The organism is uncultured Bacteroides sp. (assembly GCF_949298305.1).
In the GTDB taxonomy this organism is placed as follows: Bacteria; Bacteroidota; Bacteroidia; order Bacteroidales; family Bacteroidaceae; genus Bacteroides.
Genome location: NZ_CASFWU010000084.1, coordinates 1 through 11,753, shown reverse-complemented (window position 1 = coordinate 11,753; position 11,753 = coordinate 1). Strand labels below are relative to the sequence as shown.

Annotated in this window: 9 protein-coding genes; 2 read left to right on the top strand and 7 right to left on the bottom strand. The window is 57.7% G+C overall.

What is annotated here, in order from left to right:
• Window positions 1–337, top strand: a 337-nt coding sequence (locus tag Q1Y74_RS11005; protein WP_300814378.1) for a PD-(D/E)XK nuclease domain-containing protein, incomplete at its 5' end; no start/stop codon positions are given.
• 64 nt (window positions 338–401) lie between these two features.
• Here the strand turns inward: Q1Y74_RS11005 and Q1Y74_RS11000 are convergent.
• The 7 genes from Q1Y74_RS11000 to efp all read right to left on the bottom strand — a co-directional run bounded on the left by Q1Y74_RS11000 (window position 402) and on the right by efp (window position 11,452).
• On the bottom strand, window positions 402–938 hold the full coding sequence (locus Q1Y74_RS11000; protein WP_300814377.1) for a hypothetical protein: 537 nt from the start codon (window positions 936–938) through the stop codon (window positions 402–404).
• Between the two features lie 13 nt (window positions 939–951).
• On the bottom strand, window positions 952–3,243 hold the full coding sequence (locus tag Q1Y74_RS10995; protein WP_300814376.1) for a GH92 family glycosyl hydrolase: 2,292 nt from the start codon (window positions 3,241–3,243) through the stop codon (window positions 952–954).
• Window positions 3,244–3,455: 212 nt separating this feature from the next.
• A complete protein-coding gene (locus tag Q1Y74_RS10990) occupies window positions 3,456–5,063 on the bottom strand; it encodes a RagB/SusD family nutrient uptake outer membrane protein (RefSeq protein WP_300814375.1) in 1,608 nt (535 codons plus the stop codon).
• Window positions 5,064–5,081: 18 nt separating this feature from the next.
• A complete protein-coding gene (locus Q1Y74_RS10985; protein ID WP_300814374.1) occupies window positions 5,082–8,084 on the bottom strand; it encodes a TonB-dependent receptor in 3,003 nt (1,000 codons plus the stop codon).
• A 453-nt stretch (window positions 8,085–8,537) separates the two neighbouring features.
• The gene (gene radC / locus Q1Y74_RS10980) at window positions 8,538–9,224 is read right to left on the bottom strand and encodes a DNA repair protein RadC (RefSeq protein ID WP_300814373.1); all 687 of its coding nucleotides are present in this window, start codon (window positions 9,222–9,224) and stop codon (window positions 8,538–8,540) included.
• A 339-nt stretch (window positions 9,225–9,563) separates the two neighbouring features.
• Window positions 9,564–10,553 carry a glycosyltransferase gene (locus Q1Y74_RS10975; RefSeq protein WP_300814380.1) on the bottom strand — a complete coding sequence of 330 codons (990 nt, stop codon included), beginning with the start codon at window positions 10,551–10,553 and terminating at the stop codon, window positions 9,564–9,566.
• 332 nt (window positions 10,554–10,885) lie between these two features.
• Window positions 10,886–11,452 (bottom strand): elongation factor P, encoded by a 567-nt coding sequence (gene efp / locus Q1Y74_RS10970; RefSeq protein WP_300814372.1) that lies wholly within the window; start codon window positions 11,450–11,452, stop codon window positions 10,886–10,888.
• 194 nt (window positions 11,453–11,646) lie between these two features.
• On the opposite strand from efp, the gene rpmH reads away from it, so the two are divergent.
• Window positions 11,647–11,753: 50S ribosomal protein L34 (rpmH, locus tag Q1Y74_RS10965; protein ID WP_300814379.1), on the top strand; the 107-nt coding region annotated here is incomplete at its 3' end.

Below are 11,753 nucleotides of genomic sequence, written 5' to 3'. Positions count from 1 at the left end.
GGCCGGCATTCCCTACACCATGCGGCGCAAGGAGAACGAAGCGGAAAGGGAGCGTTACTTCCAATATACTTTCTACCTCATCATGCGCCTCATCAGCGTCTACACGGTCTACGTGGAGAAGCCGCAGAGCCAGGGCCGTGTGGACTGCGTGGTGGAGACGCCGATGCAGATTTACGTCTTCGAGTTCAAGCTGGACGGCACGGCCGCAGAGGCTTTGCAGCAGATACACGCCAAGGGCTATGTCCGCGAATACTCTGCCGACCCGCGGCGGGTATATCAGATAGGTGCCGCGTTCTCGTCGGAAACGGGCACCATCAGCGACTGGAGGGTGGAGTAGCGCTCAACGGGCGTAACCGTAGCAACATCTCCTGTGTATAGCGGCTCGGAAGAGCCGCTTTTCTTTACTTGTTTATTTCCCAGTTTATCTCCAGCGGGTTGTCCTTCATGCGCCACACCAGCGGCAGGGCGGGATGGTCCAGAATCCACATTTCGGCGCCTTCCTGGCGGTCGTGCACGTGCAGCAGGGGATAGCCTGCGGCGCGGCTGTCGCTGTCCAGCAGTTCGTAGCGGGTACGGTTGTAGTCAAAGCTGCGTGAGGCTTTCAGTTGGCGGTAGGCCTGGCGCGATATCAGGTAGGCCGTCTCGTGGACGGGCAGGGCTACATGGCGGCCGTCCTCGGGCATGAGGAAGCTGAGCTGTGTGCCCTTCTCCAGGGCTTGGGGCATCAGGGTGAACGAGCCTTGCTGCCAGCGCAGGTTGCGCAGGATGCGCCAGTCCAGCACGAGGGAGTCGTTGCGGGGCGTGAAGGTCATTTCATACTTGCGCGTCTGTCCGTGCAGCTTGAAGACGAAGAGCAGCGTGTCCGGCAGGGCGTTCTGCGCGGCGGCTCCGAGCGAGGTGCCCAGCAGGAGCAGGGCGATGGCTATTTTCTGTTTCATGGTCCTTGTCTGGTTATTCGGGTTTGAACATCTCTTTTCCCCAGTCCGTAGGTTTCTTCCCCATCTTCAGCACCAGCGTGCCGCCCGCCTTCAGGTCGCGGTGGCGCAGGGCAGACCAGGGATAGTCCTCGCCGTTGAGCGTGGCGCTCCGGATGTAGCGGTTCTTCTCCGAGAGGCCTTCGGCCACGATGTGGAAGTCGCTTCCATCGGCCAGGTGGAGGGTGGTGGAGCGCAGCAGGGGCGTGTTGATGAGGTAGTAGTCCTGCCCGGCGTTGGGGTAGAGGCCCATCATGTGGAAAGCCAGCCACGAGGACATGGCGCCCGAGTCGTCGTTGCCCGGCAGGCCTGCGGGACCGTCGCTGTAGCTCTCCGTCAGGATGGCGTGGATGCGGTCGCTGCTTCGCCAGGGCTTGCCCAGCCAGTGGTAGAGGCAGGGGGTGAGGAACGAAGGCTCGTTGTTGACGTTGTAGTAGTTGCGGATGAAGAATGTGTCCAGCCGCTGCTCGAAGGCCTGCGGGCCGCCGCATTTCTCAATCAGTCCCGGCACGTCGTGGGGGATGCTGAGCGAGTATTCCCACGACGAGGCCTCGTAGAAGAACATGCTCCACCAGGGCGTGTACCACGGCCCCTCGAAGGTCAGGGGCGTGTAGACGTACTTGGGCTGCACGAGGCGGCTGTGGCCGTAGGGCAGGCTGTCCAGCCACTGTCCCTGTGCGTCGCGGGGCATGATGAAGCCGCGGGCGCCGCCGTGGCGGTAGTCGTCGCGCCAGAGGTTCTTCCAGTTGCCGCTCTGCTTCAGGTAGTGGCGGTACAGCTCTTCCTTTCCCAGCCCCTTGGCCACGAGGGCGATGGCGTAGTCGCAGTAGCTGTACTCCACGGTGCGGTTGCCCGCGCGGTCGATGCCCCAGGGCACGTAGCCCAGCTCCAGGTATTCGCGCAGTCCGCCGCGTCCCTCGGCCTCGTGGCGGTCGCCCGGGTCGGCGGTGGCGTCCTTCAGCATGGCTTGCAGGGCCTGTTCGTAGTCAATGCCCTCCAGCCCCTTCACAAAGGCGTCGGCAATGACGATTTCGGCGTTGGAGCCGCCCTGCGTCCGCCCGTTGCAGTTTCCGCTGCGTGCGTCGGGCATGTAGCCGTCGCGCCTGCCGATGTTCACCAGCGAGCGCACGATGTCCGCCTCCCGCTTGGGGTCGATGAGGGTGATGAGTGGCGACGACGTGCGGTACGTGTCCCAGATGGCGTAGAAGTCGTCGTAGTAGGGCTCGGGGTCGCTCCACAGCGGGTTCTCGCCCGTGCGGTCCACGGGCATCAGCATGGTGTGGTAGAGTCCCGTGTAGAACATGCGCTTGTGCGCTTCGGGCGCTTGGGGGTCAATCTCTATCTTCGCAAGGAGGGCTTCCCACTTGGAAAGCAGGTTGCGGTGTACCTCCTCGAACGACCAGTGGGGGATTTCGCCGTGGGCGTTGGCCCGGGCGCGCAGGCAGCTCAGGAAGGAGATGCCCACCTTCAGTTGCAGCGTGCCTCCGCCGCCGTCGAAGCTCAGCAGGGCGCCCGTCTTTTGGTGGGTGTCGTACTGCGAGCGGTCGGTCGTGATGCTGTCGCCCTTCCACGTGGCCGAGGCGCTGAAGGGTCGGTCGGTCTGGGCGTAGAAGTAGACGGTGTAGGCCCGCCCGTTGTTCCATCCGCCGCGGATGCGGGTGTAGCCGCACACCTCGGTGTCTGACAGAATTTGTATTTCCGAGCCTACGAACTGCTGCGCCTCGCGGGCGTCGGGCACGGGGTTTTCGCCCAGGAAGAACCCGGCGTCGATGGCCAGCCCCTTCTCCGCCGTCTCGGGATAGGTGAAGCGGTAGAACGAGGCCCGCTCGGCGGTGGTAATCTCCGTGCGGATGCCGCTCCCCTGGAAACGCGTGTCGTAGTAGCCCAGTCGGATGTTCTCATACTCGCGGTAGTCGAGGTGCTGCGTGCGGTCTGCTGCGCCGCTGAAGGGCGTCACGAGCACGTTGCCGTACTTCGGTCCGCCGCCCGTGCCGCTGACGTGTACCTGCGCGAAGCCGTCCACCCGTTCGGGCATGGGCAGCCATCCGCTGTTGGGCGAGGGGGTGCAGTCCGGCGAGGGCTTCACCATCCCGAAGGGGCACGACGGCCCGATGAACACGCGCCCCAGGCCTTCGGAGCCGATGCGCGGGTCGACGTGTCGGGAAAGGGGGAACTCCTTCTCATAGTCCTTCCCGTCTGCGCCACGCGCCGGCAGATGCAGGCAAAGGCAGCACCCTACCATAAGCGATAATAAAATATTCTTCTTCATAATCCTAAATTCGCAAGTGAATGAAGCGGAGCCATGCAAGGATAACCTGCAATGTGCAATAGCCTGCATACCCCGCCTATCCAGCCAATGACACAAAAGCCTTGCATTGACATCCGCTGGACGGCATTCCTGCGGATGCAATACAAGGCTCCTTCTCTATTCAAACTCTAAGTAAAACAATCGTTTGTCTTTACCTTAAAAAAATACGATAATCAATAACCCGGGTTCTGGGTCCAGTTGGTGTTCACGTTCATCACATTTGTCGGAATCGGGCAGATGCGGCGGAACAGTTCAGTCTTGGCATTGGGGTTCACCACATGTTTCAGTGCCCAGTCGTCCTCAAACTTGCCGAAGCGGATGAGGTCGTTGCGGCGCCAGTTCTCGTCGAAGAACTCGCGGCCACGTTCGTCCAGAATGTCTTGCAGGGTAGCCTCGCCTTCAAACTGCGGTGCGTTTACGTAAGTACGGATCTGGTTCAGCAGAGAGGTCGGCGTGTCGCCCGTAGTGGCCTGGCCGCCGCGCAGCAGGGCTTCGGCCTTGGTCAGGATGATGTCGGCGAAGCGGAATACGGGCACGTCGTTGCTCTGGTTGCGGCCGTTTACGTAGTCATCGTAAGTGGGGAACCACTTCACGGACTTGTAGCCTTGCGACCAGCCGTTTACGTCCTTGCCGGTGTTCAGCTCTTCGGGTACACTGCCTTCCTTCAGTTTGATTTCTTTTGTGAATACCAACTGTTCGCCGTTGTAGAGCACGGGCTCGGTGGTCAGGTTGCGATTATTGTCGTAGAAGTAGATGGGGCCGCCCACGATGGACTGGTTGCGTTCGTCGCCCGGTAATGACAACAGGTCTACTACATTGGGATTGACAGCCATGTTGCCGCCGACGGATGCGCTCAGCTTGAAGCCGTACATGGACGGGTCGAGGGAGTTCATTTGTCTCCAGGTGCGGAAACGGGCGTAGGTCATGCCCTGGGCCGTAATGCGGTCGAACGGCATGGCGTAGATGAAGTCTTTGATGTGCGAGCCGTTTTCAGGCCAGAACTTCTCGCGATAGCTGTTGCTGAGGTCGAACGGGCCGTTGTTGATGATTTCGTCGCAAATGGCGATACAGTCATTCAGCTTCGGGTTGGAAACGGAAGGAGAATAGGTTGCCACATCTGCGCAGGAATATACACCCCAGTTCAGATAGAGTTTGGCAAGCAGCGCCTTGGCCATCCAGTAGGTCGGTTTGCCATAGGTTCCGGCGTTGACTTCCTGTGTCAGGTTGGGGATGGCTTTCAGCAGGTCGGCTTCGATGAAGGCGGCCACTTCGGGACGCGGAGAGCGGTCGATGGCTTCGTTGTCCTCGAGCAGGTGGTCCAGAATGGGAGTAGCTCCCCACAGGTCCATCAGGATGAAGTGGTAGAATGCACGCATGGCGAGGGCGGGAGCTGCGGCAGGTTCGTCTTCACCGCCCAGGTCGAGGATGGCCTTGTTGCAGCTTGTGATGCCTGATGTCATGTCACCATACCAGTCGATGGTGGGGTCGTCTGCATTCAGCATGTGAAGGGTGGGGTGTGAGTTCTCACCGCTGTTGTAATAGTCACCGTCGAAAGAGATGCCCGAGAATTCGTCGCTGGAGAACTCGCAAAGTTCGTTGTAGCGGCGTCCCAATGGCCCACGGAATTTGTAATAGACATCGGACAGCTTGGCCTCGGCTGCAATCTCTGAATCCGGAAATTCAGTCAGTTGGGATGTAATTTCCACATCAAGGTCGGTACACCCGGCGGTTGCTGCTGCCAGGAATCCGGCTGATATAAATAGCTTAAATATATTTTTCATAATGGTAGTCTGTTAAAATTAGAAGTTTACATTCAGTCCTAACATAAAGGTGCGGGTACGCGGATAGAAGGAGTTGCGCCAGTCGATACCCGGTTCTACACCGCCCAGGCTGACTTCGGGGTCTGTGCCGGAGTAGCCGGTGATGGTGAATACGTTGTTGCAGGTGGCGGTCAGCTTCAGGCTGTTAATCCAGTTCCCAATCTTACCGAAGTCGTATCCCAGACTCAGGGTGGAGAGACGCAGGTAACTGCCGTCTTCCAGGTAGCGGTCGGACGGTGCCTGGGCGCCTGTGTCGTTGGCGTGCTGGTCGGTCATGATTTCCTTCAGGCCGTTCTTGCCCACCTTGATGTTGGTTACGTTGTTGTATTGGGCACGGGTGGCGTTGAATATTTTGTTGCCGAATACGCCCTGGAAGAAGGCGGTCAGTGTCCAGTTCTTGTAGGTCAGTGTGTTGTTCCAGCCCAAGGTCAGCTTCGGTTGTGCGGAACCGACTTTCACACGGTCTTTCTCGCCCGGATTGGTGGTCGTGCCGATGAGGTTGCCTTCTTCGTCGTATTCATCGAAGATGGAGATTCCGTCCTCGTTGTATCCGGCCCAGTGATACATGTAGAAAGTACCGATGGGTTCGCCTTCCATGATGCGCTGGATGGAATTGGTTTGCGAGAAGCCGCCGATGTTCGGGTTGGCCTTGTTGATGTAATCTACCGAGTAGGTGTCGTTAGACAGTTTGTCAACAGTGTTCTTGTTGTGTGACAGGTTCAAGGTTGTGCTCCACTGGAAGTCCTTGACTTGGACGGGGATGGCGTTGATGCTGACTTCGATACCCTTGTTGGTGATGTCGCCTACGTTGGCCCACATGGTGCCGTACTGGTACTTGCTGGTGGAAACGGCATAGTCCAGAATCAGGTCGGAGGTTTTCTTCACGTAGTACTCAACGGTTGCGCCCAAGCGTCCGCCCAGGATGGAGAAGTCAACGCCTACGTTGAACATGGAGGTGGATTCCCACTTCAGGTCGGGGTTGGAGTTGCGCAATGCGCCGATGGTGCGGTAATCGGTAGCAACGCCGTTGGCGTCTACATACGTGAACCAGCCTGTACCGCCGTAAACCATCTGGGGCAGATAGGGGTCGAAGCCCAGTGAGTTACCGCTGACGCCGTAACCGGCACGCAGCTTCAAGTCGTCGAAGCCCCAGTCTTGGGCAAACTCTTCTTCAGAGATGCGCCATGCGGCTGAGAAGGAGGGGAAGGTAGCCCAGCGGTTGTTGACACCGAAGGCTGAAGAACCGTCACGGCGTACAGTGGCCTGCAACAGATACTTGCTGTTGAAGCTGTAGTTGGCACGTCCGTAGAATGAAATCATGCGCAAAGTGCTTTCGGCGGAAGACCAGATGCCGTTGATGCCGTCCATCTTGTTGGCCATGCCCATGTTCTTGTAGCCCAGAACGTCGTTGTAGAAGTCGTAGACGGTGAGACCGTAGCCGTCGGCCTTGGTTGTCTCTTCCCAGGAGTAACCGAGCATGATGTTCAGTTTGTGGATGTCGTTAAACGTCTTGTCATAGTTCAGATAAGTCTCGAACACTTTCTTGGTGTCCATCGTGGTGCGGCGGTGTGCCTGGCCATTGTCTTTAACGGTAGTCAGCTGTGACTGGGAAGTGTGGTATTCGTCCCACAGGAACTGTTCGTTCTGGTAAGACAGGGTAGCGTTCCATTGCAGACCTTCCATGATGTCCAGGGCTGCCTTGGCAGTTCCCTGCAATTTCTTGGTCTGGTGGTGGTAGGTGTCTTCGTTGATCAGGGACAACGGGTTGTAGTTCTGGGAAACACCTTCGTACTTGAACCAGCTGCCGTCCTCGTTGCGTACGGGAACCAGCGGAGAGTAGTAGTTCATGGCATCGTAAACACTGGTGTTGTCGCTGCCGGTCTCAACGGAGTTGTTGTTGGTGATGCTGGCGTTCAGGTTCATGGATAGCGTCAAGCGGTCGTTCAGAGCTTTGGTCTGTACGAAAGCGCGGCCGATGAGGCGGTCCATGTCTGTACCTCTGATGACACCCTGCTTCTCCATGTAGTTGATGCTGGCTGTGTAGGAGGTATGTTCGTTTCCGCCGCTGATGGATACGTTGTGGTTGTGCGTGAAGGCCGTGCGCTGCACTTCTTTCTGCCAGTCGGTGTTGGCGCCGAAGTCGTTGTCGATGGTGAAGTTGTTGGCCTTGGCGTAAGCGCGCAGGTCGGCTGCGGACATCATGTCGAGGTTCTTCATCACCTTGTCAGCGGCTATGTAGGCGCTGTAAGTGACGCTGGCCTTGCCTGTCTTGCCTTTCTTGGTGGTGACGATAATCACACCATTGGCTGCCTTTGAACCGTAGATGGCGGTTGCGGTAGCGTCGCGGAGTACGTCGATGCTCTCGATGTCTTCGGGGGCAATCAGTGCCAAAGATACGCCCGGCACTCCGTCTACTACATAATAAGGTTCCATGGCTTCGCCGCCACGCAGTGAAGAGGCACCGCGCAGGGTGATGGAGGAAGTTCCGGCGTTCGGGTCACTGCTCTGGGTGATGGTCAGGCCCGGCACTTTGCCTTGTAGCAACTGGGCGGGATCTGTATAGGTACCCACATTCAGTTTGTCTGCCTTCACGGTCGTGATGGAGCTGGTGACGTCCTTGCGCTGCATGCTGCCGTAGCCGATGACTACCACTTCGTCCAGGGCCTGGAGGTCTTCCTGGAGGGCGATGTTGATGACGTTCTTGTCTACGGTCACTTCGCGGGTGGTGAAGCCGATGTAGGAGAATATCAGGCTTTTGCCTTTCTCTACCTGGATGGAGTACTTGCCGTCCAGGTCGGTGATGCTTCCGTTGGTGGTTCCCTTTTCGAGAACATTTACACCCGGCAGGGGTTCGCCCGCCTTGTCGGTAACTTTACCGGTCACTGTGTTTTGTGCAAATGCTAAGGTACTGCTTAGCAGGAACATGACAAAGACGATGCTTTGCATCAGTGTCCTTTCTCTTTTAAAATGTACATTCAGCATAAAATTAGATTTTAGTTAAATAATAGTTTTTCCTATTTAAGTCTCTTGCTTTTTGCTTGCGGTGCAAAAGTAGGTGCTTCGTATTACGTTGTTGTTTCAGATTGGTTACGGTTTGTGTGCAATCAGTTGATTGTTAGCTGTTTATGAACGCTTTGGGGAAGGAGGGCCCTTTCGCGGAAGACTCTTTTCGCGGGAGGAAAGGTCTGCCGGCGGGCTTGGCTGGCCGTGTCTGCCTTCGGTGTTGTGAGGTGAGGGCCGCCTGTGGGATGGAGGTTTGCAGTTTTCATAGTATCTCACTCTTTTAAGATGTACTGCAAAATTAAAAGAGTTGGGGCAGGCCGATGGGGAAAATAGTACAAAAGGGGAGGAAAATAGTGAATATTGGAACAATATTTTCCTCCCTCCGTGTTTCTGGAGGTCGATTGCGGGTGCGGAGCGGCTTTTCCTCCTTCGTCAGAGGCAGCCTTCGTCGTTGAAGCTGAAGTAGGCTCCGTCGGTGACGATGACGTGGTCCGTCAGGCGTATGTTCATGGTTTGCGCGGCGCGTTTCACGTTTTCGGTCAGGCGGCGGTCGTCGGGGCTGGGGCGGGTGTTGCCCGAGGGGTGGTTGTGGACCAGCACCAGCTGGGTGGCGCGTTGCAGCAGGGCCTCGCGCAGGATGGTGCGCACGTCGGCGCTGGTCTGGTCGATGCCTCCGCGGCTGATGCGCACCTTGTCTATCACCTTGCCGGCCTGGTTGAGCAGCAGCACCCAGAACTCTTCGGTGGGCAGGTCGCACAGCAGGGGATGGAACAGTTCGTAGATGTCCGTCGAGCTGCTGACGGTCTGCCGTTCGGCGGGCTCGCGCAGCTTGCGCCGTTTGCCCAGCTCGAGGGCGGCCATGACGGTGACGCTCTTGGCGGGGCCCAGGCCCTTGAAGCGGGCAAAGTCGCGCACTTCCCACTTGCCCAGCCGGTTGAGGTCGTTGCCGCAGGCGTTCATCACGCGCTGCATCAGCGACACGGCGCTTTCTTCCGCGTTGCCCGAGCCGATGAGGATGGCCAGCAGTTCGGCGTCGCTCAGGGCTTCGGCGCCTTTCAGCATCATTTTCTCGCGCGGCCGGTCTTCGGCGGCCAGTTGTTTGATGGTGAGTTTGTTCATGGTTTTTTCAGTTGACGAGTTAACGAGTTGACAAGTTGACAAGTTGACAAGTTGACAAGTTGACGAGTTGACAAGTTGACGAGTTGACGAGTTGACAAGTTGACAAGTTGACAAGTTGACGAGTTGACAAGTTGACGAGTTGACAAGTTGACGAGTTGACAAGTTGACGAGTTGACAAGTTGACGAGGGGACGAGGGGCGGGCTTTTAGTGGAAGGAGTTGACGAGTTCTCAAGTAACAAGGCCTTGTCCCCTCGTCAACTTGTCAACTCGTCAACTTGTCAACTTGTCCCCTCGTCCCCTCGTCCCCTCGTCTCCTTGTCCCCTCGTCTCCTTGTTCACTATTTATAAAAGTTCTTCTTGAAAGCCTCGAATTCGCCGCGGCCGCGCACGCAGCGGTTCCACCACGCGCGCCAGAAGCCCGTGCCGTAGCCGATGAGCTGTATGTAGGCGGCGGCGATGGAGTAGAGGCCGATGCGCAGGCTGCGGTTCTGCGCGGTGGAGTCGGCCAGCACCAGCAGGGCATAGAGCAGCAGGGGCAGGGGCGACCAGGGGCAGAACGGGGTGCCCAGCAGCAGCACGGCGGTTCCCAGCGTGAAGAGGGCGGGCAGCAGGTGGACCGGCTTCAGCGAGTCGGGGTACTTCTTGTAGAGGTTGATGCGGGCAATGCCCGAGTTGTGCACCTGCTTGAAGAATTTCTTCAGGTCGGTGCGCCGCTTGTGGTACACCCACGCGTCGGGGAAGAGGCGGCAGCGGTAGCCGCCCTTGAAGATGCGGATGCTCAGGTCGATGTCCTCGCCGAAGCGCATGCGCGAGAAGCCGCCCAGGGCCTGGTAGACGTCGCGGCGGATGCCCATGTTGAAGCTGCGGGGGTAGAACTTGTCCATCTTCTTCTTGCCGCCGCGGATGCCGCCGGTGGTGAAGAACGAGGTCATGGAGTAGTTGATGGCCTTCTGCATGGGGGTGAACGACGAGTGGGCGCGGTCGGGTCCGCCGAAGGCGTCGGCGGGTGCGGCCTTCAGTCCGGCCTCCACGGCCTCCAGGTAGGCGGGGGGCAGGATGCAGTCGGAGTCCAGTATAATAAGGTATTCGCCGCGGCTGCGCTCGGCGCCGTAGTTGCGCGTCTGGCCGGGGCCGCTGTTGGGCTTGGCGTAGTAGTGCAGGTCGAGGCGGCCGGCGTATCGTTCCACGACGTCGCGGCAGGGCACGGCCGAGCCGTCTTCCACCACGATGACCTCGAAGTCGCGGAAGGTCTGTGCGGTGAGGCTCTGCAGCAGTTCGTCCACTTCGTCGGGACGGTTGTACACGGGGATGATGAGGGAGTAGCGCATGATGGATGTTTCTTTCTTGATTCTCACAAAAGTAGGAAAAATATTCGGTTATGGCCGAATAAAAGGGGCGGATATTCGTTTTTTCTTTCTGCGGCCGCGGTTCCGGCCCCGCAGTGCCGCCCTGGTTCCGGCCTGCGGCGCGGGGGTGTCCGGGCGGGGCGTTTGGCGGTTCCGTGCCGGTGCCTGCATGGTCCGCGCGCGGCGCTTGCATGGTCCGCGCACCGTGCCTGCATGGTCTGCGGGTGTTGCGGCCGCGGGCTGTGGGGCTCAAACGCAAGCAGGCGGCGGATGTGGAATCCGCCGCCTGCAAGGCTTTCCCGATGGGATGGGGTTTATGCTTTCACGCGGCCTACGTAAGAGCCGTCGCGTGTGTCGATTTCGATGGTTTCGCCTTCGTTGATGAACAGGGGCACGCGCACCGTGGCTCCGGACTCAACCGTGGCGGGCTTCAGTGTGTTGGTGGCTGTATCGCCTTTCAGACCCGGCTCGGTGTAGGTCACCTTCTGCTGCACCTTGATGGGCATGTCGGCATAGAGTACGGTTTCGGTCGAAGCGTCGGAAACCACATCTACAATCTGTCCTTCGAGCAGGAAGTCAACGCCGTTGATGAGGTCGTGGGCGATGGGTATCTGTTCGAAAGTTTCCTGGTTCATGAACTGGTAGTCGTTACCGTCGTGGTAGAGGTATTGGTAGGGGCGGCGTTCTACGCGCACGTCTTCCAGCTTCTCGCCGATGTTGAAGCGGCGTTCCAGCACGTATCCGTTCACCACGTCTTTCAGTTTGGTACGCATAAAGGTATTACCTTTGCCCGGCTTTACATGCAGAAAGTCGATGCAGAAATAGAGCTTGCCGTCCATGCGGATGCAAGTTCCGATTTTAATGTCTTGGGCATTAATCATACTCTGTTCTTTTATTATTATTAGGATATGTAAGTTGCTATTTGCCTCGTTTTGCGGGTGCAAAAGTAATGGAATTCGGTAAAAATCGCAAAAACTTTTGAGAGAAAAAGAGTTATCGCTTGGTTTATTTGAAAAAAGTATCTATTTTTGCAGCCCGAATTCGTGAGAATAATAACATAAAAAAAGATATAACGATGAAAAGAACATTTCAACCCTCCAACAGAAAGAGAAGAAACAAACACGGTTTCCGTGAGAGAATGGCTACAGCCAATGGCCGCAGAGTATTGGCAGCACGTCGTGC

What these genes read in the sequence shown, in the direction of transcription:
- Q1Y74_RS11000 (WP_300814377.1), bottom strand. Translation starts at nt 938, where the DNA reads ATGAAACAGAAAATAGCCATCGCCCTGCTCCTGCTGGGCACCTCGCTC.
- radC (WP_300814373.1), bottom strand. Translation starts at nt 9,224, where the DNA reads ATGAACAAACTCACCATCAAACAACTGGCCGCCGAAGACCGGCCGCGC.
- efp (WP_300814372.1), bottom strand. Translation starts at nt 11,452, where the DNA reads ATGATTAATGCCCAAGACATTAAAATCGGAACTTGCATCCGCATGGAC.
- Q1Y74_RS10990 (WP_300814375.1), bottom strand. Translation starts at nt 5,063, where the DNA reads ATGAAAAATATATTTAAGCTATTTATATCAGCCGGATTCCTGGCAGCA.
- Q1Y74_RS10995 (WP_300814376.1), bottom strand. Translation starts at nt 3,243, where the DNA reads ATGAAGAAGAATATTTTATTATCGCTTATGGTAGGGTGCTGCCTTTGC.
- Q1Y74_RS10985 (WP_300814374.1), bottom strand. Translation starts at nt 8,084, where the DNA reads ATGCTGAATGTACATTTTAAAAGAGAAAGGACACTGATGCAAAGCATC.
- Q1Y74_RS10975 (WP_300814380.1), bottom strand. Translation starts at nt 10,553, where the DNA reads ATGCGCTACTCCCTCATCATCCCCGTGTACAACCGTCCCGACGAAGTG.